Origin of the sequence: Candidatus Pelagibacter sp. Uisw_106 (genome assembly GCF_047724975.1) — a bacterium.
In the GTDB taxonomy this organism is placed as follows: domain Bacteria; phylum Pseudomonadota; class Alphaproteobacteria; order Pelagibacterales; family Pelagibacteraceae; genus Pelagibacter.
This window is the reverse complement of the sequence record NZ_CP159819.1, coordinates 691,708-714,639: the sequence shown is the minus strand read 5'-3', so window position 1 is coordinate 714,639 and position 22,932 is coordinate 691,708. Positions and strand designations below refer to the sequence as shown.

Below are 22,932 nucleotides of genomic sequence, written 5' to 3'. Positions count from 1 at the left end.
AACCTAAAGAGTAAAAAAAAATATGCCTGATCTAAATAAAATTATTGAAGACCTATCAAGTTTAACTGTTGTTGAAGCAGCTGAGCTTTCAAAACAACTTGAGGAAAAATGGGGTGTTACAGCTATGGCTGCAGCGGCACCAGCAGCAGCAGCAGGTGGAGAAGCTGAAGAAGCAAAAGATGATTTTACAGTTATGTTAATTTCTGCAGGTGAAAAAAAAATTAATGTTATTAAAGAAGTTAGAGCAGCAACATCTTTAGGTCTTAAAGAAGCAAAAGATCTAGTTGAAGGTGCACCGAAAGAAGTAAAATCTGGTGTAAATAAAAAAGATGCTGATGAACTTAAAGCAAAATTAGAAGCAGCAGGCGCAACAGTAGAACTTAAATAAATTAATTAGAAAGATTTTATAACTGGTTAATTTATTAACCAGTGATTAGTAATAAATGCAATTATCTTTTACTCAAAAGAAAAATGTAAGAAAAAGTTTCGGTAAATTGGCTGAAACTTTATCTATTCCTAACTTAATTGAAGTTCAAAAAAACTCTTATAAACAATTAACTGATTTTGATCCTGAAGCTGGTGATTTATCAAAAGGTTTTGATAGAGTGTTCAAAAGTATTTTTCCAATTGAAGATCTTAACGATAAAGCAACACTTGAATATGTTACATACAGATTAGAAAAACCAAAATTTGACACTGAGGAATGTATCCAAAGAGGATTATCTTTTACTTCAGCATTAAAGTGTACTTTAAGATTAGTTGTTTATGAAATAGATCAAGAGAATAATACAAAAGATATTTTATCTGCTAAAGAACAAGAAGTTTATATGGGTGAAGTACCTATGATGACTGATAGTGGAACTTTTATAACAAATGGTGTTCAAAGAGTTGTTGTAAACCAAATGCACAGAAGTCCTGGAGTTTTCTTTGATCATGACAAAGGTAAATCACACGCAAGTGGTAAATTATTATTTAATTGTAGAGTCATTCCTAATAGAGGATCTTGGTTAGATTTAGAATATGATGTTAAAGATTTCTTATATTTCAAGATAGATAGAAAGAAAAAAATATTTGCTTCAACTCTCTTGATGGCCTTAGGTTTAACTAAATCTGAAATAGCTGATGAGTTTTATGATAAAGACACTTACTCATTTGATGCAAAAACAGGCAAATGGAAGACTAAATTTAATCCTGAAAACTATAAAGCTAAAAATTTTTCTGAAGAAGTTACTGATGCTAAAACTGGAAACGTTATAATTAAGCTTGGTGATAAAATTAATTTTTTAAGTGCAAAAAAACTAGCTACAGATGGACTTAAAGATATTTTGGTATCTCAAGAATCTTTAATTGGAAAATATTTACATAATGAAGTTAAAGTTAGCGACGATGAAGAAGAGGGAATCTTTGGAATTGGTACTGAGCTAAATGACACTATTATCAAGCAAATTTTAGAAGCTAGCATAAACTCAATTGAGATTTCAATTACAAATTCTATCAATAAAGGGCCTTATTTATTATCAACAATATTAAATGATAAAAATAATTCTAAAAATGATGCAATTACTGAAATTTACAAAGTTTTAAGACCGGGCGAACCACCAACAGTTGAGATTGCCACACAAATATTCAACAACTTATTCTTTAGTTCAGATAGGTATGACCTTTCTGATGTGGGTAGAGTTAAAATGAATTCAAGATTAAGTCTTGAGTGTTCTGATAAAATTACAATTTTAAGAAACGACGACATAATTGCCATTGTTCATAAAATGTTAGATTTAAGAGATGGTAAAGATGAGGTTGATGACATTGATCATTTAGGTAACAGAAGAGTAAGATCTGTTGGTGAACTTGTTGAAAACCAAGCACGTATTGGTGTTTATAGAATGGAAAGAGCTATTAAAGAAAAAATGACAACTCTTGATATTGAGTCAGCAATGCCACAAGATTTAATTAATGCAAAACCATTAACGGTTTCCCTTAAAGATTTCTTTGTAAGTTCACAACTTTCTCAATTTATGGATCAAACAAATCCACTATCTGAAATTACACACAAAAGAAGAGTTTCAGCTTTAGGACCAGGTGGTCTAACAAGAGAAAGAGCTGGATTTGATGTTCGTGATGTTCACCCAACTCACTATGGAAGAATTTGTCCAATCGAAACACCTGAAGGACCAAATATTGGTTTGATTAATAGTTTATCTACCTATGCTAAGATTAATAAATATGGTTTTATTGAAAGCCCATATAAAAAAGTAGAGAATGGTGTAGTTCAAGATAAAGTTGAATATCTATCAGCGATGGAAGAGACAAAATTTACAATCGCACAAGCTAACGCCAAACTTGATAAAAGTGGAAAAATTTTAGAAGAACTTGTTCCTTGCAGAGAAAACTTAAACTTTGTTTTGTCAAAACCTGAGAAAATTGATTATATTGATGTTTCACCTAAACAGTTGGTTTCTGTAGCAGCATCATTAATTCCTTTCTTAGAAAACGATGATGCAAACAGAGCTCTAATGGGATCCAACATGATGAGACAAGCAGTTCCTCTATTGAAACCAGAATCACCATTAGTTGGTACTGGTATTGAAAGTGATGTAGCTCTCGACTCAGGTGTTACTATTGTTGCTAATCGTGATGGTACTGTTGATAAAATTGACGGAAAAAGAATTGTAATTAAAGCGACTGAAGAAACAGATTTCACAAAATCAGGTGTAGATATTTATAATTTGCAAAAATTTAAAAGATCAAACCAAAATACATGCATTAACCAAAAACCACTTGTTAGAGTAGGTGATAAAGTTAAATCAGGTGATATTATTGCTGACGGACCATCTACTAAGCTAGGTGAATTAGCACTTGGAAAAAATGTGACTGTAGCATTTATGCCTTGGCAAGGTTACAATTTTGAAGACTCTATTCTGATTTCAGAAAGATGTGTCACTGACGATGTATTTACATCAGTTCATATCGTTGAATATGAAGTTATGGCTAGAGATACAAAGTTAGGTGAAGAAGAAATCACTAGAGATATTCCAAACGTAAATGAAGAGGCCCTAAAAAACCTTGATGAATCTGGGATTGTTTACATTGGTGCTGAAGTAAAAGCTGGAGATATATTAGTTGGTAAAGTTACACCAAAAGGTGATTCAGCATCAGGACCTGAAGAAAAATTATTAAGATCAATTTTCGGTGAAAAAGCAATTGATGTAACTGATACATCTTTAAAAATGTCTAGAGGAAGCAGTGGAACAATTGTTGATGTTAGAGTATTTAATAGACATGGTATTGAAAAAGATGAAAGATCTATAACAATTGAAAGAGCAGAAATTGAAATTGTTCAACAAGATAAAATTGTAGAGGAAGAAATTTTAGAAAGAAGTATAAAACAAAGAGCTAACCAGATTTTTTCTGGAGCTTCTTTAACTAAAAAAATTAAAGATTTAGATGAAGGTACCAAACTTGATCTTGAGACAATTAACAGAATTAGTATTAATGATGTATTCAAAATAACAGTAGGTAATGTTAGTGATGAAGCAAGTATTGCCCAATTAAAAGATCAATACAATCAAGCAAAACAAGATATTCAAGAAAGATTTGAAGATAAGGTTTTAAAAATTAGAAGTGGTGATGATTTATTACCAAGTGTGATGAAGATGGTAAAAGTTTTTGTTGCGATTAAAAGAAGATTAAGACCTGGTGACAAGATGTCAGGTAGACATGGAAACAAGGGTGTAGTTAGTAAAATTGTACCTGTCGAAGATATGCCTTATAGAGAAGATGGGAGACCAGTTGATATTGTATTAAATCCACTTGGGGTTCCAAGTCGTATGAACGTAGGTCAAATCTTAGAAACACACCTTGGATGGGCCTGCAAAGAATTTGGTGAAGAAGTTAAAAGATTAGTAAATGAAAATAATAAAAAATTTGAAAAAACTCAAAAAATTTCATCTTTTTTAACATCAGTTTATGGAAAAGAAGTTTTTGACGGAGGTATTGACAAATTAAACAAGACTGAATTTGCAGATTTATGTGAAAATCTACAAAATGGTATAGCGATTTCAACTCCAGTATTTGATGGAGCTAAAGAAAAAGATGTATCTGAAATGCTTGAGTTAGCTAAATTACCTACTTCTGGTCAAACTAATTTATGGGATGGCAGAACAGGTGAAATGTTTGATAGACCAGTAACTGTTGGAATTATCTATATGTTAAAACTTCATCACCTTGTTGAAGATAAAATTCATGCAAGATCTACTGGACCTTATAGTCTTGTAACCCAGCAACCTTTGGGTGGTAAAGCTCAGTTAGGTGGACAAAGATTTGGTGAAATGGAAGTATGGGCACTCGAAGCTTATGGAGCCTCGTATACATTACAGGAAATTTTAACAGTTAAGTCAGACGACGTTGCTGGAAGAGTTAAAGTATACGAAACAATTGTTAAAGGAGAAGAGAATTTTGAATCAGGAATACCAGAATCGTTCAATGTTCTAGTTAAAGAAATTAAATCATTAGCATTAAACATAGAGTTAAATTAAATATGAAAAAAGAATTAACAGACTTATTTAAGAATAGTGAAGTTTCTGAAGCTCAAAATTTTAATAGCATTAAAATTACTTTAGCTAGCCCTGAAAAAATTAAATCTTGGACATATGGTGAAATTAAAAAACCTGAAACTATTAACTATAGAACTTTTAGACCAGAAAAAGATGGCTTGTTTTGTGCTAGAATTTTTGGACCAATAAAAGATTACGAATGTTTGTGTGGTAAGTATAAACGTATGAAGTTTAGAGGAATTATCTGTGAAAAATGTGGCGTTGAAGTAACAAAATCGAATGTAAGAAGAGAGAGAATGGGTCACATAAACCTTGCTACTCCTGTTGCACACATTTGGTTTTTAAAATCGTTACCTAGTAGAATTTCATTAGCTGTTGACATGAAGTTAAAAGAAGTTGAAAGAGTTCTTTATTTTGAAAACTTCATAGTTATTGAGCCTGGTTTAACAGGTCTTCAAAAAAACCAATTACTTAACGAAGAAGAATTAGCTAAATACCAAGATGAGTTTGGTGAAGAATCATTTGAAGCTGGTATAGGAGCTGAAGCAATCTTATCAATTCTAAAGTCAATGGATCTTGACCTTGAAAGAAAGCTTTTAATCAATACAATTAAAGAAACAAAATCAAAAGTTAATGAAGAAAGATCGATAAAAAGACTCAAGCTGATCGAGTCATTTATAGAAACTGGTCAAAAGCCAGAATGGATGATTTTAACAGTGATACCAGTTATACCACCTGAATTAAGACCTTTAGTTCCACTAGATGGTGGAAGATTTGCAACATCTGATCTTAATGATCTTTATAGAAGAGTTATAAACAGAAATAATCGTCTTAAGAGATTAATGGATCTAAAAGCTCCTGACATTATTGTTAGAAATGAAAAAAGAATGCTTCAAGAGTCTGTTGATGCTTTATTTGATAATGGTCGTAGAGGAAGAGTAATTACTGGAACTGGTAAACGTCCACTTAAATCTTTAGCAGAGATGCTTAAAGGTAAGCAAGGTAGATTTAGACAAAACTTATTAGGAAAAAGAGTTGATTACTCAGGAAGATCTGTAATTGTTGTAGGTCCAGACCTTAAACTTCACGAGTGTGGCTTACCTAAGAAAATGGCTTTAGAATTATTCAAACCATTTTTGTATGCTAGATTAAATAAATTAGGATTAGCTTCCACAATTAAACAAGCAAAAAAATTAGTAGAAAAAGAAACTAATGCTGTTTGGGATGCATTAGAACTTATTGTAAGAGAGCACCCAGTATTATTAAACCGTGCACCAACGCTTCACAGACTAGGAGTTCAAGCTTTTGAACCTAAGTTAATTGAGGGAGATGCAATTGAACTACACCCATTATGTTGCGCAGCCTTTAATGCTGACTTTGATGGTGACCAAATGGCTGTTCACGTTCCTCTAAGTTTAGAGGCTCAACTAGAAGCTAGAATTTTGATGCTTTCGACGAACAATATTTTAAGTCCATCAAATGGAAAACCTATCATAGTACCGAGTCAGGATATGATTTTAGGTTTATACTATTTATCTCAAGCACCTTTTCAAACTGAAAAGCCAGATGGTTACTTTATAAATAATGATGAAATTGAACATGCTTTATCAACGGGTCAGATAAAAGTACACTCTACTATTGTTTCAAGGTTCGAAACACTTGATGAGAAAGGTAACAAAAAAGTTGAAAAACACACAACAACTGCTGGAAGATTTTTATTAGCTAATTTATTACCAAAAAATAAAGATATTACTTTTTCAATGATTGATAGACTGCTTCCTAAAAAAACCGTTTCAGAAATTATTGATAGTGTTTTCAGGTTTTGTGGTCAGAAAACTACAGTTATTTTTTGTGATCATTTAAAAGATTTAGGCTTCAAACACGCATTTAAAGCAGGTATTTCTTTTGGTAAAGATGATTTGGTTATTCCTGCAAACAAAGGAAAATTGATTGATGACACTAAAAAATTAATTGCTGATTATGAAAATCAATATTCAGAAGGTTTAATTACTAGAGGCGAGAAATACAACAAAGTAGTTGATGCTTGGTCAAAATGTACCGATAAAGTAGCTGGTGAAATGATGAGAGGTATTTCAGCTACTGAAAGTACTCCTGATGGCATGAAGATTAACTCAGTATTTATGATGGCGGATAGTGGAGCTAGGGGTTCAGCTGCTCAAATGAAACAGTTGGCTGGTATGAGGGGTCTTATTGCAAAACCATCTGGTGAAATTATTGAAACTCCTATTATTTCTAACTTTAAAGAAGGTTTAACTGCTTTAGAATATTTCAATTCAACGCACGGAGCCAGAAAAGGTTTGGCTGATACAGCCCTAAAGACTGCAAGCTCAGGTTATTTAACTAGAAGACTTTGTGATGTAGCTCAAGACCTTACAATTTCTAAAATTAAGTGTGATAATCCAGGCTTTATTGAGTTAGCAGAAATTTTAGAAGGTGGAAACGTAGTTGTGAGTTTATCAGAAAGAGCACTTGGTAGAGTTACAGCTTTTGATGTAAAAAATCCTATTACAGGTGAAGTGGTTATTAAAAAAGAAACTATGATTGATGAATCGGGTTGTGATAAAATTGATGCAGCTGGTGTTAAATTTATCAAAGCTTATTCAGTTATGACTTGTAGCTCTAAAATTGGTGTTTGTGCTACTTGTTATGGAAGAGATCTATCTAGAGGAAAAATGGTTCACGTTGGTGAAGCAATTGGTATGATTTCAGCCCAATCTATTGGTGAGCCGGGTACCCAGTTAACAATGAGAACTTTCCACGTTGGTGGTACCGCCTCTGTTAAGCAAGAGTCTGAAATTGTTACAAAATCTGCAGGTACTCTGAAAATTATTAACACTAATTTATTAGAAGATTCTAAGAAAAATCTAATTGTTATGGGAAGAAACACCCAACTATCAATTGAAGATAATAATGGTGTTCAAGTTGCAATTTATAAAGTTGCTTATGGATCAAAATTATTTTTCCAAAATGGTGATAAAATAAAAGCTAATGAAAAAATTTGTGAGTGGGATCCTTATACAACTCCAGTTATTGCAGAAAAAAGTGGTATTGCTGGGTATGTAGATTTGATTGATGGTGTTTCCATTCAAGAAACAACAGATGATGCTACTGGAATTTCTTCTAAATCAGTTGTTGATTGGAGAGCGCAATCTAAAAACACAGATTTAAAACCAAGAATTACCTTAAGAGATGAGAAGGGTAATGTTATTAAAAAAGCAGATGACAATGAAGCAAGATACTATTTAGTTCCTGATTCAATTCTTTCTGTTAAAGATGGTCAAAAAATATTTGCTGGTGATATAATCGCAAGACTTCCAAAAGAAACAACTAAAACAAAAGATATTACTGGAGGATTGCCTCGTGTAGCTGAATTATTTGAAGCTAGAAAAGCAAAAGATAGTGCAATTATTGCTGAGAATGATGGACAAGTGTTATTTGGTAAAGAAGTTAGAGGTAAACAAAAAATTTCAATTCAACCGGATGATGGAGAACCTTCAAATTATTTAATACCCAAAGGTAAACATATCAATTTTAACCAAGGTGAGAAAATTAAAAAAGGTGAGTACCTATTAGATGGTCAGCCTTTACCTCATGATATTTTGAGAATTTTAGGCATTAAAGATTTAACAGAATATTTTGTTAATCAAGTTCAAGAAGTTTACAGATTACAAGGTGTAGTAATTAACGACAAGCACATTGAAACAATATTAAGACAAATGCTTAAAAAAGTTGAGATCAAACAGTCAGGTGATTCGTCATACTTACCTGGTGAAATGATTGACAGAATTAAGTTTGATAATGCAAATGAAAAACTAGTTGCTGAGGGAAAAAATCCTGCATCTGGTGAAAGAGTTTTAATGGGTATTACTAAAGCTTCACTTCAAACTGAGTCATTTATTTCTGCTGCTTCATTCCAAGAAACTACAAGAGTTTTAACTGATGCTGCGATTAAAGGTAAAGTTGACCCTTTAAATGGCTTAAAAGAGAATGTTATTGTTGGTAGATTGGTTCCAGCTGGAACTGGTCACATCAAGAACAAATGGAATGAAAATGCTATTGCAGCTGACAATAAATTTTTAGCTGATCAAGAAAAAATTGAGCCTGTAGAAGCTACAGAAACTCCTGCAAATTAATAAAAAAAACACGTTTAACTTGTAGTTTTAGTTTGACAATCAGAGATTTAATAGTATTTTGACGCTGTTTTTGGTTGGAATGTAGTACCTACTTTATGGAACTAAACGCTGCCACAAAATAACCTGTCAGTTATTTTCTTTCAAAAATAAATTAATTAATTAATTAAAAAAATTTATGCCAACTATTAACCAGTTGTTAAGAAAGAAAAGAACTAGACCAGTTGCAAGAAATAAAGTTCCTGCACTTGAAAAACAACCTTTAAAAAGAGGTGTGTGTCTTAAAGTTTACACAACAACTCCTAAAAAACCGAATTCTGCATTAAGAAAAGTTGCAAGAGTCAGACTTTCAAATGGTTTTGAAGTTACAGCTTATATTGGTGGTGAAGGTCACAATCTTCAAGAACACTCAGTAGTTTTAATTAGAGGTGGTCGTGTTAAAGATTTACCTGGTGTTCGTTATCACATTCTTAGAGGAAATTTAGATACTCAAGCTGTAGCAGGTAGAAAGAAACGTAGATCTTTATATGGAACTAAAAAAGGTAAATAATTATGTCTAGAAAAAAAACACAACCAAAAAAAGTTGTCACCCCAGACCCAATATTTAAATCTACTATTATTCCTAAATTAATTAATTCTATTATGTATGATGGAAAAAAAGTTGTTGCTGAGAAAATTGTTTATGAAGCAATTGAAAAAATTAAATCAAAAACTAAAGAAGAGCCAATTAATGTTTTTAATGAAGCAATAAATAATATCAAACCTACTGTTGAAGTTAGATCTCGTAGAGTTGGTGGTGCAACGTACCAAGTTCCTGTTGAAGTTAAAAACAATCGTGCTCAAGCACTTGCTATTAGATGGTTAGTTGACGCTTCAAGAAAAAGAAAAGACAAACATATGTCTGATAAAATTTTTAACGAACTGTATGATGCGTATGAAAAAAAAGGATCAGCAGTTAAAAAAAGAGAAGATGTACATAAAATGGCTGAGTCGAATAAGGCTTTCGCTCATTTTAGGTGGTAAAAAATTATGGCTAGAATTAATACATTAGACACATATCGTAATATTGGAATTATGGCTCATATTGATGCTGGTAAAACCACTACTACTGAAAGAATTTTATATTACACTGGAAAAAGTCACAAAATTGGTGAAGTTCATGATGGTGCAGCAACAATGGATTGGATGGAGCAAGAACAAGAAAGAGGAATTACAATTACCTCCGCTGCAACTACTTGTTTCTGGAACGATCATAGAATCAATATTATTGATACTCCTGGTCACGTAGATTTTACTATTGAAGTTGAAAGATCGTTAAAAGTTTTAGATGGTGCTGTATGTGTTTTTGACGGTGTTGCTGGTGTTGAGCCTCAATCAGAAACAGTATGGAGGCAAGCTGATAAATATAAAGTTCCAAGAATTTGTTTTGTAAATAAATTAGACAGAACTGGTGCAGACTTTTACAGATGTGTAGATATGATTAGAGATAGACTTGGTTGCAAACCTTTAGTTATACAAGTTCCAATTGGTATGGAGGCAGATTTAGTTGGCGTTGTTGATTTAGTGAAAATGAAAGCCCAGGTTTGGAAAAATGAGGCTTTAGGTGCAGAGTGGGAATACAAAGAGATTCCAGATAATTTAAAAGAGATTTCTCAAAAATACAGAACTGAACTTGTTGAAACAGCTGTTGAGCAAGATGAAAAATTAATGGAAAGTTATTTAAACGGTGATGAAATTAAAGAAGAAGATTTAATTAAATGTATAAGAAAAGGAACTCTAAACTTTAGTTTTGTTCCAATCACTACTGGTTCAGCATTTAAAAACAAAGGTGTTCAACCTTTACTTGATGCTGTTATTAACTATTTACCAAGCCCAATTGATATTGGTTCAATTAATGGAACGATACCAGGAACTGAAGATGTTAAGGAAATGAAATTTGATGATGGAGCTGGTTTTTCAGCTTTAGCTTTTAAAGTTGCGAACGATCCATTTGTTGGATCATTAACTTTTATAAGAATTTATTCTGGAACAATTAAAACTGGAACTGCTGTTTATAATACTTCAAAAGAAAAAGAGGAAAGAGTTGGTAGAATGCTTTTAATGCATGCAAATTCTAGAGAGGATATTAAAGAGGCAAATGCTGGTGATATCGTTGCATTAGCTGGTCTTAAATTCACAATAACTGGTCACACTTTATGTGATGAGACTAACCCAGTTTTACTTGAGCCAATGGAGTTTCCTGAGCCAGTAATTGAAATTGCGGTAGAACCTAAAACAAAAGCTGACCAAGAAAAAATGGGTGAAGCTTTAGCAAGATTAGCGAAAGAAGACCCATCATTTAGAGTGACTTCAGATGAAGAATCTGGTCAAACAATAATCAAAGGTATGGGGGAATTACACTTAGATATTATTGTTGATCGAATGAAAAGAGAATTTAATGTTGAAGCAAATATTGGGGCACCTCAGGTTGCTTACCGTGAAACTATTCAAAATGCATCCGAGTTTGAATACACACACAAAAAACAAAGTGGTGGTGCAGGACAGTTTGCAAAAGTTAAACTTTTAGTAGAACCTCAAGAACCAGGCAAAGGTAGAGAGGTTGATAGCAAAATTAAAGGTGGATCAATTCCTAAAGAGTTTATTCCAGGTGTTGAGAAAGGTATTGAAACAATATCTGACGGTGGAATTCTGGCTGGATTTCCCATGATTGATTTCAAAGTTACAATTTTAGATGGATTACACCATGATGTTGACTCTAGTGTCCTTGCATTTGAACTTGCTGGTAGAGCTTGCTTTAAAGAAGCTTGTACTAGAGGTGGATTGAAATTATTAGAGCCAGTAATGAGAGTTGAAGTTGTAACTCCTGAAGATTACATGGGTGATGTTATTGGCGATTTAAATAGTAGAAGAGGCCAAATAAGCGAGCAAGAAAGCAGAGGGAATGCGACCGTTATAACTGCAATGGTTCCTTTAGCGAATATGTTTGGATATATAAACAGCTTAAGATCAATGTCTCAAGGAAGAGCTCAATACTCAATGTTCTTTGATCATTACTCCAAAGTCCCACAAAACGTGCAGGATGAAGTAACTAAAAAGATTGCTGGATAAATATTATGGAAAAACAAAACATTAGAATTAAATTAAGAGCTTACGACAATAAGATCTTAGACGCCTCTACCGAAGAAATTGTAAACACTGTTAAGAGAACGGGTGCCACAGTTAAAGGGCCAATACCACTACCAACTAGAATTGAAAGATATACAGTTTTAAAAGGACCTCACATTGATAAAAAAAGTAGAGAGCAATTTGAAACAAGAACACATAAAAGATTGATTGATATCATTGAACCTACACCTCAAACTGTAGAGGCTTTAATGAAACTAGATTTAGCATCTGGTGTTGATGTGGAGATAAAGATTTAATTATGACTGAAATAGCTTTAGTTGGAAAAAAAATAGGTATGACAAGAGAGTTTTACCATACTGGTCGTTTAGTTCCAGTCACAGTAATTAAAATGGAAAAAGCTAGAGTTATTAGTGTGATTGAAGAAGATAAACGTGGATATAAAGCTATACAATTAGGTTTTGGTAACATTAAAAGTTCAAAACTTACAAAAGCAATGAAGGGCATGTATGCTAAAAAAAATACTGAAGCAAAGAAAAAATTAAAAGAATTTAGAGTAAAAGATACAGAGCCATACAAAGAAGGTAATGAATTTGGTTTAGAAATTTTTAATGAAGTTAAATTTGTTGATACTACCTCAAAAACTATTGGAAAAGGTTTTGCTGGAGCGATGAAAAGACATAACTTTGGTGGTTTAAGAGCTACACACGGTGTTTCTGTTTCACATAGATCTCATGGCTCAACAGGTCAAAGACAAGATCCTGGTAAAGTTTTTAAAGGGAAAAAAATGGCTGGTCATATGGGGGACAGAGTTAGAACCATGCTAAATTTAGAGATAATTAAAACTGATTTAGAAAACGAATTATTATACTTAAAAGGCTCAATACCAGGTTCTAAGAACTCAGAGGTATTAGTCAAACAATCAGTTAAAGTCATTAATAAACTTACTATAAAAGAAAAAATTGCTGCTGCTGAAGAGGCTAAAAAAACACCAGATAAAAAGAAAAGATAATGAAAATTGATAAAATAAATTTAGATGGGAAAAAAGACTCGATTGAAGTTTTGGATAAAATTTTTTCAGCAAAGATAAATAAAAAATTAGTAGATAACGTTTTATACAAAACTAATGCTAACTACAAAGGTAGACACGCTAAAACAAAACAGCAGAATGAAATCGCTGGATCTACTTCAAAGATTTATGCTCAAAAAGGAACTGGTGGAGCACGTCATGCGAGTAGAAAAGCCCCTATATTTGTTGGTGGTGGTGTAGCGCATGGTCCAAAAGGTCAACTAGCTTATAAAAAAAGAAAACTTAATAAAAGTGAAAAAAAATTGAGTGTAGCATCACTAATTACTGAAAAGAATAAACTTAATAATTTATTAATCTTCAGTGATTTTGCTACTGAAATTAAAAAAACTAAAGAAATGCATTCAATCATCAAAAAATTTGATTTAACTCATTCATTAATAATTCTAGATAAGATTTCAAAAGATAAAGTCGAAAAATCAATGAGAAACATACCAAACATTAAAGTCACCGACGTTAATCACTTTAGTGCCTTTGATATTATTAAATTTAAAAAAGTTGTGTTTACTGAAAGTTCAATAAAAGAACTAGAAAAGAGATATTCTTAAAATGGATAAGATACATTTATACGATAAAATTTTATCGCCAATGCTAACTGAAAAAACTACAAATCTTTCTGAGCAAAATAAAATTGTATTTAAAGTTCCAAGAGAAGCTAACAAAACTAATTTAAAAAAAAATATTGAAAAAATTTTTAAAGTAAATGTTATTAAAATTAACATAATCAATAAGCAAAATAGAAAAGTTGTTAAACGAGGGAAAAAAGTAAATATTCAAGGATATAAAAAGGCAATTATAACTCTAAAAAAAGGTCAAAATATCGATCTAACAACAGGAATTTAAATAATGGCATTAAAAACATTCAAACCATATACAAAATCTACTAGAGGAACTGTTCTTGTTGATAGAACGGGTCTATGGAAGGGCAAACCTTTTAAAATGCTTGTTGAGCCTAAAAATTCAATGCGTGGAAGAAACAACAATGGTCATATCACTTCTAGAAATATGTCAGGTGGTGGGCATAAGAAAATGTATAGGCTTGTAGATTTTTATAGAAAAAAATTTGATGTACCTGGTACAGTTGAGCGTATCGAGTATGACCCAAACAGATCATGTTATATTATGTTAATTAAGTTTGAAGATGGAACTCATTTTTACTATTTAGCACCTCAAAAAATTAACGTTGGTGATGTTGTTGAAAATGGCTCTGCAAAAGAAATTAAAGTTGGGAATTGTATGCCGTTAAGAGACATTCCAGTTGGTGTAAACGTGCATAACGTTGAATTACAGCCAGGTGGTGGTGGAAAAATAGCTAGATCTGCTGGTACTTCTGTTACTATAAGTGGTTTGGATGGTAATTATTCATTAGTTAAAATGACCTCTGGTGAAGTTAGAAGAATAGATTCAAGATGTATGGCAACAATCGGTGTTTTGTCAAATCCAGATCAAAAAAATATTAAAATTGGTAAAGCTGGAAGATCAAGATGGTTAGGTAGAAGACCTCACACAAGAGGAGTAGTGATGAATCCAGTTGATCACCCACACGGTGGTGGTGAAGGTAAGAGTGCTGGTGGTAGACATCCGGTATCTCCGACAGGCCAAGGTGCTAAAGGATTAAAAACAAGAACAAACGCAAGAACAGATAAGTTTATAGTTAAAAGAAGAAATAAAAGAAAGGATACTAAAAAATAATGGCTAGATCAGTATGGAAAGGTCCTTTTGTTGAAGAGAGCTTGATTAAAAAAGTTGAAAAACAAAAATTAGATCCCAAAAAAATGCCAATTAAAACTTGGTCAAGAAAATCAACTATAATTCCTGAATTTATTGGTGTTAGTTTTTTGATTTATAATGGAAAAAAATTTATACCCGTTACCATTTCTGAAGATATGGTTGGACACAAACTTGGTGAGTTTTCACCAACAAGAACATTTTTTGGACACACACCTGCAGATAAAAAGGCAAAACCAGCAACAGCTAAGAAATAACCATGAATAAGAAAAAGAAAATTAATAGAATTAAAGTAGATACAGTTAGATCAGTAAATAATAATATTAGATCTAGTGTGAGAAAACTTAACCCAATTCTTAAGGCAATTGTTGGAAAAAAAGTTGATGTTGCTATTAGAGAATTACAATTTTCTGCAAAAAGAATAACTAGAGAGATTAGAAAAACAGTTTCATCAGCTATTGCTAATGCTGAAAATAATAATCAATATGATATTGATAAATTAATTGTTAAAGAAGCTTATTGTGGAAAAAAAGTTGTTATGAAAAGATTTAGACCTAGAGCAAAAGGTAGAGCTGCACCAATTTTAAAACCATATTCAACAATTACAATTATATTATCAGAAGCAAAACAAATGGAGAGTCATGGGACAAAAAGTTAATCCAATAGGTTTTAGACTTGGTGTGAATAGAGGTTGGGACTCTGTTTGGTATGCTAAAAAGAAAGATTTTGGAAATTATCTAATTGAAGATTTTAAAATTAGAGCCTATATCAAGAAAAACGTAGTTAACTCTGGTGTATCAAAAGTAATGATAGAGAGAACTTCAAATAAATGTTTTGTTACAATTTACACTTCAAGACCAGGGTTTGTTATTGGTAAAAAAGGTAGTGATATTGATAAAATTAAAAATAATTTATCTAAATTTACAAGCAACGAAGTATCTTTAAATATTAAAGAAGTTAAAAAACCTGAAACTAATGCTTTTTTAGTAGCCGAAAATATTGCACAACAACTAGTAAAAAGAATATCATACAGAAGAGCAATGAAGAGAGCCATGCAGTCTTGTATGAGATTAGGTGCCAAGGGAATTAAGGTTGCGATAAGCGGTAGACTTGGTGGTAACGAAATCGCAAGAACAGAGTGGTTGAGAGAAGGTAGTATTCCTGCTCACACATTAAGAGCAGATATTGATTATGATGAAGCAGAGGCTTTAACAACATTTGGAATTATTGGAATTAAAGTTTGGATTTTTAAAGGTGAAGTTTTTGCAAGAGAATTTAGCCAGGAAACAAATAAAGTTAAACCTAAAGAGGTTAAAGAGTAATTATGTTACAGCCGGTAAGGACAAAATATAGAAAAGCTCATAAAGGTAGAATTCATGGCACAGCTACACGTGCTGCAAAGATTAATTATGGATCTTTTGCTTTAAAAGCTATGGCTCCTGAAAGAATTATTGGTAAACAAATTGAAGCTGCTAGGGTCGCTTTAACCAGACATATGAAAAGACAAGGACGTGTTTGGACAAGAATTTTTCCAAATATTCCAGTTTCAAAAAAACCTGTTGAAGTAAGAATGGGTAAAGGTAAGGGTGCTCCTGAATATTGGGCATGTAGAGTTAAACCGGGTAGAATTTTATTTGAAATTGACGGTGTTTCTGAAGCAATTGCTAAAGAAGCTCTTTATAAAGCATCAGCTAAATTACCTATTAAAACTAAGTTTATAAAAAGATTTGCATAATATGAAAATACAAGAAATAAAAAAATTATCTAAAGACGAAGTTATAAAAAATATAGATAAATTGAAAAAAGATTTATTTAATTTTAGATTTCAAAGAATTAATTCTGAAATTAAAGATCCATCCAAAATTGGACAAACAAAAAAAACGATAGCAAGGTTAAAAACTATACTAAAAGGAAAATTAAATGCCTAAAAAAATACTAACTGGAGTAGTCACTAGTGATAAGCCTAATAAAACTATTACTGTAGCAGTAGAGAGAAAATATTCACATCCTGTGCTAAAAAAAGTTGTTAAAGTTCAAAAAAAGTATAATGCGCATGATGAAAATAATAAGTTTAAAACTGGAGATAAGGTTTCGATTATTGAATGTAAACCGTTTTCAAAAAATAAAAAATTTCAAGTAATGGATGGTTCTAAATGATACAGGTACAAACTGAAATGTTAGTTGCAGACAATACTGGTGCAAAAAGAATTGAATGTATTAAAGTACTAGGTGGATCAAAACGTAGATATGCTAGCATTGGTGACACAATCGTTGTTGCTGTAAAAGAAGCGATACCAAAAGGTAAAGTAAAAAAAGGTTCTGTCCACAAAGCTGTTGTGGTTCGTGTTAAATATGGAATTCATAGAGATGATGGTTCAAAAGTTAAATTTGATAACAATGCAGCAGTGTTGGTTGATGATAAAGGTGAACCAGTTGGAACTAGAATTTTTGGACCTGTTACAAGAGAATTAAGAAGTAGAGGTCAAATGAAAATAATTTCATTAGCCCCAGAGGTATTATAAATGATTAAAAAAGGTTCTAAAGTAAAAGTATTAACTGGAAGAGATAAAAAAAAAGAAGGTGAAGTTATTGAAATAGACAGACCGAACAACAGGGCAAAAGTTCAAGGGATTAATATTGTGAAAAAGCATGTAAAGACTACAAAAGAAAAAAAAGGTGGAATTATTTCTAAAGAAAGTTTTATTCATATTTCAAACCTTGCACTTATTGATGCAAAAGAAAAAATAAAAAAAACTGAGGCTAAAAAATAATGACACCAAGATTAAAAGAGCTTTATTATAAAGAAATTCAACCTGCGCTTAAGGAGCAGTTAGGATTTAAAAATACCTTTCAGGGACCAAAAGTACTTAAAGTTGTAATTAATATGGGCTTAGGTTTAGATGGTGCTGACGCTAAGATTATGAAATCTACTGAAGAGGATCTGGGAAAAATTACAGGACAAAAACCTACAGTTACAAAATTTAAGAAATCTGTTGCCAATTTTAAAACAAGAAAAGGTACCAATGCAGGTCTAAAAGTTACTTTAAGAGGTAACAAGATGTATGAATTTATTGATAGATTAGTTAACATTGCGCTACCTAGAATTAAAGATTTCAGAGGCCTATCACCTAAAGGTTTTGATAAATTTGGTAATTACACTTTTGGAATCAAAGAGCATATTATTTTTCCTGAAGTTAATTTTGACAGAATAGACAAAATTAGAGGTCTTGATGTGGTGGTTGTAATTGCTGCTATGAACAAAGATCACAGTTTTGCACTTTTGGAAAAATTAAATTTTCCATTTATTAAAAAAGGAGATAATTAAAAATGGCTAAAGTAAGTGCAGTTCAAAAAAATGATAAAAGGATTAAACTTTCAGATAGATTGTTTAAAAAAAGATCAGCTTTAAAAAAAATTATTATGGATAAGAAAATTTCTCTTGAAGAAAGGTTTAAAGCACAACAAAAATTATCTAATTTACCTAGAAATTCAGCAAAAAATAGAGTGATGAATAGGTGTCAAATTACTGGAAGACCACATGGTGTTTACAGAAAATTAAAAATATCAAGAATAGCCTTAAGAGACTTAGGATTGCATGGATTAATTCCAGGTATGACGAAGGCGAGCTGGTAGAAAGGAATATATGAGTTTAAGTGACCCAATTGGGGATATGATCGCAAGAATAAAAAATGCTTTAGTGAGAAATCACAAAAAAGTTACACTGCCTTCTTCTAACTTTAAAGTAAAAATTGCAGATATATTAAAAAATGAAGGTTTTATTAAAGAATATAAAATTGATACTGAAGATAAAAAACCAGTTTTATCTATAGATCTAAAATATTATTCAGGAAATCCAGTTATTAGTACATTTGAAAGAGTATCAAAGCCAGGAAGAAGAATTTTTTCAAGTGCTGACAGTTTACCGAAAATTAATGGTGGGCTTGGTGTGGCAATTGTTTCTACTCCAAAAGGTGTGATGACAGATGTTGATGCTAGAAAGCAAAAAGTTGGTGGCGAAATAATTTGTAAGGTATTTTAATGTCTAAAATTGGTAAAATAAGTATTTCTATTCCTGAAAAAGTTAAAGCAGTGCTATCCGGTAGTGTACTTAATATTGAAGGACCATTAGGGAAAAAATCTCTTAATGTTGATTTAGAAATGTTTAATGTTGATATTACCGAAGGAAAAGAAATATCAATCAAACCAAAAAAAGTTGACCAAAATTCAAAAAGACTATGGGGAATGAATAGAAGTTTAATAAATAATGCTGTTATTGGTTCTAGTACTGGATATGAAAAAATATTAGAGTTAGTTGGTGTTGGTTATAGAGCTGCGCTAAAAGAAAAACAATTAAATCTACAGCTTGGTTATAGTCATGATATAAATTTTGATATACCAGAGGGTATTAAGATCGTTGTTGAAAAACAAACAACTGTTAAAGTTAGTGGATCAGACAAACAACAAGTTGGTATGGTTTGTTCTGTGATTAAATCTTTTAGAAAACCTGAACCATATAAAGGTAAAGGGATTAGAGAAAAAGGACAGTATATATTAAGAAAAGAAGGAAAGAAAAAATAATGAAATTAAATGCAATTGAAAGAAAAAAGTTCAGAGTAACCAATAAAGTAAAAAAGGTTTCTCCTCCTGATAGATTAAGATTAAGTATTTCAAGATCTTCAAAAAATATATCTGCTCAAATAATTGATGATGTAAAAAATATCACTCTAGTTTCTTCCTCTTCAATTGAAAAAGATATTAAAGCTATGAGCAAAGTTAATAAAACGGATATTTCTAAAATTGTTGCTGAAAAATTAGCAAAAAAAGCTGTTGAAAAAAAAATAACTAAGATTTATTTTGATAGAGGTGTTTATAAATATCATGGTAGAGTTAAAGCATTTGCTGAAACATTACGTAAAAATGGAATGGAATTTTAATTATGGACTTTAAGAAAAAAATTGACGATGGAATTTTAGAAAAACTAGTTCACATCAACAGAATTACAAAAGTTGTTAAAGGTGGACGTAGATTTGGCTTTTCAGCACTAGTTGTTGTGGGAAATCAAGCAGGTAAAATTGGTATAGCTCATGCTAAGGCTAAACAAGTTCCAGATGCAATTAAAAAAGCTAATGAAACTGCTAGAAGAAAACTAATTCATATACCTTTAAGAGAGGGTAGAACTATACACCATGATGTTTATGGAAAAGACGGTGCTGGCAAGATTATTTTAAGATCTGCCCCAAAGGGAACTGGTATTATTGCTGGGGGCCCTGTGAGAGCAGTTTGTGAGGTTTTAGGAATTAAAGATATAGTTGCTAAATCAATGGGAACATCAAACCCTCATAACATGATAAGAGCTACAATGAAGGCTCTTTCAAAACAGAATTCACCAAAACATATTGCAACTATTAGAAATAAAAAAATTTCTGATGTAATTGAAAAAAGAGGATAATGACTACATTAAATACTACTGGAAAAGTTTTATACAAAAAAAAGATGAGAGTTGGTAGAGGTATCGGTTCTGGAAAAGGAAAAACTTCTGGAAGAGGTGTTAAAGGTCAAAAATCTAGATCTGGAGTTGCTATCAAAGCTTTTGAAGGTGGTCAAATGCCTTTATATAGAAGATTACCTAAAAGAGGCTTTAATGCTATTAAGAGATACCAAGCTGTTATAGCAATAATGAATTTAGAGAAAATTCAATCATATATCGATGAAAAGACTATTAATTCAAGCGATGTAATAAACATGGCTTTACTTATAAAATTAAAATTAATTAATAAGAATTCCCAAAAATTAAAAATATTAGGCACTGGAGATATCAAAGATAAAGTTAGTATTGAAGCTGATCTAATATCAAAAGCTGCTGTAGTTAAATTAGAAAAAGCTGGTGGCACAATACAATTAAAAAAATAATTAAGATATTATGAGCTCATCTTCTCAAACTAATGATCTTAAAAATCGAATACTTTTTACAATATTTATCCTAGCTGTTTATAGATTTGGTACTTTTGTGCCAATTCCAGGTATCGATCCTGAACAATTACAAACAATGATGAGTGGTAATCAAAAAGGATTACTTGGGATGTTTAACGTCTTTTCAGGTGGAGCTGTGAGTAGAATGGCTATATTTGCACTTGGGATTATGCCTTATATTTCATCATCAATTATAGTTCAGTTGTTAACTGGTGTATCTGATTATTTTAAAAATTTAAAGGCACAGGGTGAAACTGGAAGAGCAAAAATCACTCAGATCACAAGATATGGAACAGTTGTTCTTGCTACTGTTCAGGGTTATGGATTGTCTATAGGTTTACAGTCTTCTCCTGACTTAGTTATTAATCCAGGGTCATTTTTTACCATAACAGCAGTCTCAACCATTGTTGCTGGTACAATGTTTTTAATGTGGCTTGGTGAACAAATAACACAAAGAGGTATTGGTAATGGTATTTCATTGATTATTTTTGCTGGTATTGTTGCTGAAATTCCACGTGCTTTAGTTACTACATTTGAACTGGGTAGAACTGGTGCAGTTTCTACAATTATGATTATTGGAATTTTTGTATTATTAATTGCAACAATAATGTTCATTGTATTTATGGAAAGAGCATTAAGAAAAATTTTAATAAACTATCCTAAAAGACAAATGGGAAATAAGATGTATGGAGGTGAGTCTTCTCACTTACCTTTAAAAATTAACCAAGCCGGTGTTATTCCAGCAATTTTTGCATCAGCTTTATTATTATTACCTGTAACTTTTTCTAATTTTAGTTTCTCAGACAATGATACATTCTTGAACATAAGTTCATACTTTACACAGGGGCAACCTCTTTACATGTTGCTTTATGCTTCTGGAATAATATTTTTTACTTTTTTCTATACATCGATAACATTTAATCCAACTGAGACTGCTGATAATTTAAGAAAATATGGTGGCTTTGTTCCTGGGATTAGACCGGGTGAAAACACTGCTTTGTATATTGATAAAATTGTAACAAAACTAACAACAATTGGAGCTCTGTATTTAACAATAGTTTGTTTAATGCCAGAATTTTTAATTGCTAATTATCCAATACCTTTTTACTTAGGTGGAACTTCTATTTTAATTGTTGTTGTAGTTGCAATTGATACTGTTACACAAATCCAAACTAGATTGATGAGCTCTCAATATGAGCAATTAGTTAAAAAAACAAAATTCGGAAAATAACTAAGTGAATATAATTCTTTTTGGTCCTCCAGGAGCAGGTAAGGGGACTCAAGCTCAATCTATTGTTAAAAAACATAATTATTTCCAACTATCAACAGGAAATTTATTAAGAGATGAGGTTAAGTCTAAAACGGATCTTGGAGTTGATATAGAAAAATTAATATCTAACGGCAAATTTGTTTCAGATGAAATAGTAAATACTTTATTGAGACAATCTCTGACTAATTTAAAATATAGAGACAGAATTATTTTTGATGGATATCCAAGAAATGTTGAACAAGCTGTTAATTTGGATGTCATATTAAAGGAGTTCAAACAAACAATAGGGCACACTATATTCTTAAATGTCTCAAGAGACGTCATAGAAAAACGTATTATGGGTAGAATGACCTGTGAAAAATGTAATATGACATTAAATGAATATTTCAATAAAGAACAAATAGAGCTCCATCCATGTGGTGTCGAATATTTAAAAAAAAGAAAAGACGATGATCTTGATGTTGTTATCTCTAGATATGACACTTACATGTCCTCTACAAAACCAGTATTAGACTTCTATTCAAAAAATTTAAAATTCACCGAAATCGATGGAGCAGGTGAAATTGACCAAATAACCAATAAAATTAATGAAATTCTTAAGGTTTAAGACATTGACTTTAGAACATCTTCTTATATAAAAGGCTAAATTTATTCTCAGAAATATGGCTCGTATAGCAGGTGTAAACATTCCACAAAATAAACTCGTCTTCATAGGACTAACGTACATCTATGGGATAGGTGATAAATTTTCTAACCAAATTTGTACTTCTTTAGAAATCCCAAAAGCAAAAAGAATCAACGAACTTACAGATGAAGATATTTTAAAAATTAGAGAATATATTGATGCAAACTTTAAAGTAGAAGGTGATCTTAGAAGAGATTATTCTTTAACTATTAAAAGATTAATTGATCTTGCATGCTATAGAGGATCTAGACATAGAAAAAAACTTCCTGTTAGAGGACAAAGAACAAGATGTAATGCAAGAACTAGAAAAGGTAAAGCAATTGCAATTGCTGGTAAAAAATTAACACCACTTAAAAAATAATTAA

General features: G+C 31.6%; 29 protein-coding genes. All 29 read left to right on the top strand.

Features of this window, described 5'->3' with window-relative positions:
* Nucleotides 1-22 precede the first annotated feature (22 nt).
* The 29 genes from rplL to rpsM all read left to right on the top strand — a co-directional run bounded on the left by rplL (nucleotide 23) and on the right by rpsM (nucleotide 22,928).
* The gene (gene rplL, locus ABXT45_RS03915) at nucleotides 23-388 is read left to right on the top strand and encodes a 50S ribosomal protein L7/L12 (protein WP_415312824.1); all 366 of its coding nucleotides are present in this window, start codon (nucleotides 23-25) and stop codon (nucleotides 386-388) included.
* 55 nt (nucleotides 389-443) lie between these two features.
* Entirely contained in the window at nucleotides 444-4,535 is a 4,092-nt protein-coding gene (gene rpoB, locus ABXT45_RS03910) for a DNA-directed RNA polymerase subunit beta (RefSeq protein ID WP_415312823.1), read from the top strand.
* A 2-nt stretch (nucleotides 4,536-4,537) separates the two neighbouring features.
* Nucleotides 4,538-8,707, top strand: a complete 4,170-nt coding sequence (gene rpoC, locus ABXT45_RS03905; protein WP_415312822.1) for a DNA-directed RNA polymerase subunit beta' — start codon at nucleotides 4,538-4,540, stop codon at nucleotides 8,705-8,707.
* A gap of 175 nt (nucleotides 8,708-8,882) precedes the next feature.
* The gene (gene rpsL, locus ABXT45_RS03900; RefSeq protein WP_415277709.1) at nucleotides 8,883-9,254 is read left to right on the top strand and encodes a 30S ribosomal protein S12; all 372 of its coding nucleotides are present in this window, start codon (nucleotides 8,883-8,885) and stop codon (nucleotides 9,252-9,254) included.
* A gap of 2 nt (nucleotides 9,255-9,256) precedes the next feature.
* Nucleotides 9,257-9,727 carry a 30S ribosomal protein S7 gene (rpsG, locus tag ABXT45_RS03895; RefSeq protein ID WP_415289728.1) on the top strand — a complete coding sequence of 157 codons (471 nt, stop codon included), beginning with the start codon at nucleotides 9,257-9,259 and terminating at the stop codon, nucleotides 9,725-9,727.
* 6 nt (nucleotides 9,728-9,733) lie between these two features.
* The gene (gene fusA, locus ABXT45_RS03890) at nucleotides 9,734-11,812 is read left to right on the top strand and encodes an elongation factor G (protein WP_415312821.1); all 2,079 of its coding nucleotides are present in this window, start codon (nucleotides 9,734-9,736) and stop codon (nucleotides 11,810-11,812) included.
* Between the two features lie 5 nt (nucleotides 11,813-11,817).
* Complete coding sequence (rpsJ, locus tag ABXT45_RS03885) at nucleotides 11,818-12,126, top strand: 30S ribosomal protein S10 (RefSeq protein ID WP_415277707.1); 309 nt, start codon at nucleotides 11,818-11,820, stop codon at nucleotides 12,124-12,126.
* Between the two features lie 2 nt (nucleotides 12,127-12,128).
* On the top strand, nucleotides 12,129-12,839 hold the full coding sequence (gene rplC / locus ABXT45_RS03880) for a 50S ribosomal protein L3 (RefSeq protein WP_415289725.1): 711 nt from the start codon (nucleotides 12,129-12,131) through the stop codon (nucleotides 12,837-12,839).
* Nucleotides 12,839-13,462, top strand: a complete 624-nt coding sequence (rplD, locus tag ABXT45_RS03875; protein ID WP_415312820.1) for a 50S ribosomal protein L4 — start codon at nucleotides 12,839-12,841, stop codon at nucleotides 13,460-13,462. The genes rplC and rplD overlap by 1 nt, the downstream gene beginning before the upstream one ends.
* A gap of 1 nt (nucleotide 13,463) precedes the next feature.
* On the top strand, nucleotides 13,464-13,757 hold the full coding sequence (rplW, locus tag ABXT45_RS03870; protein ID WP_415312819.1) for a 50S ribosomal protein L23: 294 nt from the start codon (nucleotides 13,464-13,466) through the stop codon (nucleotides 13,755-13,757).
* Nucleotides 13,758-13,760: 3 nt separating this feature from the next.
* Complete coding sequence (gene rplB / locus ABXT45_RS03865) at nucleotides 13,761-14,606, top strand: 50S ribosomal protein L2 (protein WP_415271253.1); 846 nt, start codon at nucleotides 13,761-13,763, stop codon at nucleotides 14,604-14,606.
* A complete protein-coding gene (rpsS, locus tag ABXT45_RS03860; RefSeq protein WP_271492437.1) occupies nucleotides 14,606-14,899 on the top strand; it encodes a 30S ribosomal protein S19 in 294 nt (97 codons plus the stop codon). The genes rplB and rpsS overlap by 1 nt, the downstream gene beginning before the upstream one ends.
* Before the next feature lie 2 nt (nucleotides 14,900-14,901).
* Nucleotides 14,902-15,300 (top strand): 50S ribosomal protein L22, encoded by a 399-nt coding sequence (gene rplV, locus ABXT45_RS03855; RefSeq protein WP_271492435.1) that lies wholly within the window; start codon nucleotides 14,902-14,904, stop codon nucleotides 15,298-15,300.
* The gene (rpsC, locus tag ABXT45_RS03850; RefSeq protein WP_415277704.1) at nucleotides 15,284-15,964 is read left to right on the top strand and encodes a 30S ribosomal protein S3; all 681 of its coding nucleotides are present in this window, start codon (nucleotides 15,284-15,286) and stop codon (nucleotides 15,962-15,964) included. The genes rplV and rpsC overlap by 17 nt, the downstream gene beginning before the upstream one ends.
* A gap of 2 nt (nucleotides 15,965-15,966) precedes the next feature.
* Nucleotides 15,967-16,377: a 50S ribosomal protein L16 gene (gene rplP / locus ABXT45_RS03845; RefSeq protein ID WP_271525610.1), complete on the top strand. Its 411-nt coding sequence runs from the start codon at nucleotides 15,967-15,969 to the stop codon at nucleotides 16,375-16,377.
* 1 nt (nucleotide 16,378) lies between these two features.
* Entirely contained in the window at nucleotides 16,379-16,570 is a 192-nt protein-coding gene (gene rpmC / locus ABXT45_RS03840) for a 50S ribosomal protein L29 (protein ID WP_415312818.1), read from the top strand.
* Nucleotides 16,563-16,799, top strand: coding sequence for a 30S ribosomal protein S17 (rpsQ, locus tag ABXT45_RS03835; protein ID WP_271492425.1), 237 nt, complete (start codon nucleotides 16,563-16,565; stop codon nucleotides 16,797-16,799). The genes rpmC and rpsQ overlap by 8 nt, the downstream gene beginning before the upstream one ends.
* Nucleotides 16,796-17,164, top strand: a complete 369-nt coding sequence (gene rplN, locus ABXT45_RS03830; RefSeq protein ID WP_271525609.1) for a 50S ribosomal protein L14 — start codon at nucleotides 16,796-16,798, stop codon at nucleotides 17,162-17,164. The genes rpsQ and rplN overlap by 4 nt, the downstream gene beginning before the upstream one ends.
* Complete coding sequence (gene rplX / locus ABXT45_RS03825; protein WP_415289722.1) at nucleotides 17,165-17,413, top strand: 50S ribosomal protein L24; 249 nt, start codon at nucleotides 17,165-17,167, stop codon at nucleotides 17,411-17,413.
* Nucleotides 17,413-17,967: a 50S ribosomal protein L5 gene (rplE, locus tag ABXT45_RS03820; RefSeq protein ID WP_415289720.1), complete on the top strand. Its 555-nt coding sequence runs from the start codon at nucleotides 17,413-17,415 to the stop codon at nucleotides 17,965-17,967. The genes rplX and rplE overlap by 1 nt, the downstream gene beginning before the upstream one ends.
* Before the next feature lie 2 nt (nucleotides 17,968-17,969).
* Nucleotides 17,970-18,275: a 30S ribosomal protein S14 gene (rpsN, locus tag ABXT45_RS03815; protein ID WP_415277700.1), complete on the top strand. Its 306-nt coding sequence runs from the start codon at nucleotides 17,970-17,972 to the stop codon at nucleotides 18,273-18,275.
* 10 nt (nucleotides 18,276-18,285) lie between these two features.
* Nucleotides 18,286-18,681 carry a 30S ribosomal protein S8 gene (gene rpsH / locus ABXT45_RS03810; protein ID WP_415277699.1) on the top strand — a complete coding sequence of 132 codons (396 nt, stop codon included), beginning with the start codon at nucleotides 18,286-18,288 and terminating at the stop codon, nucleotides 18,679-18,681.
* Nucleotides 18,681-19,220 carry a 50S ribosomal protein L6 gene (rplF, locus tag ABXT45_RS03805; RefSeq protein ID WP_415289719.1) on the top strand — a complete coding sequence of 180 codons (540 nt, stop codon included), beginning with the start codon at nucleotides 18,681-18,683 and terminating at the stop codon, nucleotides 19,218-19,220. Before rpsH ends, rplF begins: the two co-directional genes overlap by 1 nt.
* The gene (gene rplR / locus ABXT45_RS03800) at nucleotides 19,220-19,576 is read left to right on the top strand and encodes a 50S ribosomal protein L18 (protein ID WP_415289718.1); all 357 of its coding nucleotides are present in this window, start codon (nucleotides 19,220-19,222) and stop codon (nucleotides 19,574-19,576) included. Before rplF ends, rplR begins: the two co-directional genes overlap by 1 nt.
* Nucleotides 19,577-19,578: 2 nt before the next feature.
* The gene (rpsE, locus tag ABXT45_RS03795) at nucleotides 19,579-20,091 is read left to right on the top strand and encodes a 30S ribosomal protein S5 (RefSeq protein WP_415285429.1); all 513 of its coding nucleotides are present in this window, start codon (nucleotides 19,579-19,581) and stop codon (nucleotides 20,089-20,091) included.
* The gene (gene rplO, locus ABXT45_RS03790; RefSeq protein WP_415295749.1) at nucleotides 20,091-20,552 is read left to right on the top strand and encodes a 50S ribosomal protein L15; all 462 of its coding nucleotides are present in this window, start codon (nucleotides 20,091-20,093) and stop codon (nucleotides 20,550-20,552) included. Before rpsE ends, rplO begins: the two co-directional genes overlap by 1 nt.
* 10 nt (nucleotides 20,553-20,562) lie before the next feature.
* Nucleotides 20,563-21,843: a preprotein translocase subunit SecY gene (gene secY, locus ABXT45_RS03785; RefSeq protein ID WP_415312817.1), complete on the top strand. Its 1,281-nt coding sequence runs from the start codon at nucleotides 20,563-20,565 to the stop codon at nucleotides 21,841-21,843.
* A gap of 4 nt (nucleotides 21,844-21,847) precedes the next feature.
* Nucleotides 21,848-22,489: an adenylate kinase gene (locus ABXT45_RS03780; protein WP_415312816.1), complete on the top strand. Its 642-nt coding sequence runs from the start codon at nucleotides 21,848-21,850 to the stop codon at nucleotides 22,487-22,489.
* 55 nt (nucleotides 22,490-22,544) lie between these two features.
* Entirely contained in the window at nucleotides 22,545-22,928 is a 384-nt protein-coding gene (gene rpsM / locus ABXT45_RS03775; RefSeq protein WP_415277693.1) for a 30S ribosomal protein S13, read from the top strand.
* Nucleotides 22,929-22,932 lie beyond the last annotated feature (4 nt).

What these genes read in the sequence shown, in the direction of transcription:
- fusA (WP_415312821.1), top strand. Translation starts at nt 9,734, where the DNA reads ATGGCTAGAATTAATACATTAGACACATATCGTAATATTGGAATTATG.
- rplP (WP_271525610.1), top strand. Translation starts at nt 15,967, where the DNA reads ATGTTACAGCCGGTAAGGACAAAATATAGAAAAGCTCATAAAGGTAGA.
- rplL (WP_415312824.1), top strand. Translation starts at nt 23, where the DNA reads ATGCCTGATCTAAATAAAATTATTGAAGACCTATCAAGTTTAACTGTT.
- rpsS (WP_271492437.1), top strand. Translation starts at nt 14,606, where the DNA reads ATGGCTAGATCAGTATGGAAAGGTCCTTTTGTTGAAGAGAGCTTGATT.
- rpsQ (WP_271492425.1), top strand. Translation starts at nt 16,563, where the DNA reads ATGCCTAAAAAAATACTAACTGGAGTAGTCACTAGTGATAAGCCTAAT.
- rpoC (WP_415312822.1), top strand. Translation starts at nt 4,538, where the DNA reads ATGAAAAAAGAATTAACAGACTTATTTAAGAATAGTGAAGTTTCTGAA.
- rplB (WP_415271253.1), top strand. Translation starts at nt 13,761, where the DNA reads ATGGCATTAAAAACATTCAAACCATATACAAAATCTACTAGAGGAACT.
- rplR (WP_415289718.1), top strand. Translation starts at nt 19,220, where the DNA reads ATGAAATTAAATGCAATTGAAAGAAAAAAGTTCAGAGTAACCAATAAA.
- rplE (WP_415289720.1), top strand. Translation starts at nt 17,413, where the DNA reads ATGACACCAAGATTAAAAGAGCTTTATTATAAAGAAATTCAACCTGCG.
- rplO (WP_415295749.1), top strand. Translation starts at nt 20,091, where the DNA reads ATGACTACATTAAATACTACTGGAAAAGTTTTATACAAAAAAAAGATG.
- rpoB (WP_415312823.1), top strand. Translation starts at nt 444, where the DNA reads ATGCAATTATCTTTTACTCAAAAGAAAAATGTAAGAAAAAGTTTCGGT.
- rpsE (WP_415285429.1), top strand. Translation starts at nt 19,579, where the DNA reads ATGGACTTTAAGAAAAAAATTGACGATGGAATTTTAGAAAAACTAGTT.
- rpsJ (WP_415277707.1), top strand. Translation starts at nt 11,818, where the DNA reads ATGGAAAAACAAAACATTAGAATTAAATTAAGAGCTTACGACAATAAG.
- rpsN (WP_415277700.1), top strand. Translation starts at nt 17,970, where the DNA reads ATGGCTAAAGTAAGTGCAGTTCAAAAAAATGATAAAAGGATTAAACTT.
- rpsH (WP_415277699.1), top strand. Translation starts at nt 18,286, where the DNA reads ATGAGTTTAAGTGACCCAATTGGGGATATGATCGCAAGAATAAAAAAT.
- rpsL (WP_415277709.1), top strand. Translation starts at nt 8,883, where the DNA reads ATGCCAACTATTAACCAGTTGTTAAGAAAGAAAAGAACTAGACCAGTT.
- rpsG (WP_415289728.1), top strand. Translation starts at nt 9,257, where the DNA reads ATGTCTAGAAAAAAAACACAACCAAAAAAAGTTGTCACCCCAGACCCA.
- rpsM (WP_415277693.1), top strand. Translation starts at nt 22,545, where the DNA reads ATGGCTCGTATAGCAGGTGTAAACATTCCACAAAATAAACTCGTCTTC.
- rpmC (WP_415312818.1), top strand. Translation starts at nt 16,379, where the DNA reads ATGAAAATACAAGAAATAAAAAAATTATCTAAAGACGAAGTTATAAAA.
- rpsC (WP_415277704.1), top strand. Translation starts at nt 15,284, where the DNA reads ATGGGACAAAAAGTTAATCCAATAGGTTTTAGACTTGGTGTGAATAGA.
- rplF (WP_415289719.1), top strand. Translation starts at nt 18,681, where the DNA reads ATGTCTAAAATTGGTAAAATAAGTATTTCTATTCCTGAAAAAGTTAAA.
- rplD (WP_415312820.1), top strand. Translation starts at nt 12,839, where the DNA reads ATGAAAATTGATAAAATAAATTTAGATGGGAAAAAAGACTCGATTGAA.
- rplX (WP_415289722.1), top strand. Translation starts at nt 17,165, where the DNA reads ATGATTAAAAAAGGTTCTAAAGTAAAAGTATTAACTGGAAGAGATAAA.
- rplV (WP_271492435.1), top strand. Translation starts at nt 14,902, where the DNA reads ATGAATAAGAAAAAGAAAATTAATAGAATTAAAGTAGATACAGTTAGA.
- rplC (WP_415289725.1), top strand. Translation starts at nt 12,129, where the DNA reads ATGACTGAAATAGCTTTAGTTGGAAAAAAAATAGGTATGACAAGAGAG.
- rplN (WP_271525609.1), top strand. Translation starts at nt 16,796, where the DNA reads ATGATACAGGTACAAACTGAAATGTTAGTTGCAGACAATACTGGTGCA.
- secY (WP_415312817.1), top strand. Translation starts at nt 20,563, where the DNA reads ATGAGCTCATCTTCTCAAACTAATGATCTTAAAAATCGAATACTTTTT.
- rplW (WP_415312819.1), top strand. Translation starts at nt 13,464, where the DNA reads ATGGATAAGATACATTTATACGATAAAATTTTATCGCCAATGCTAACT.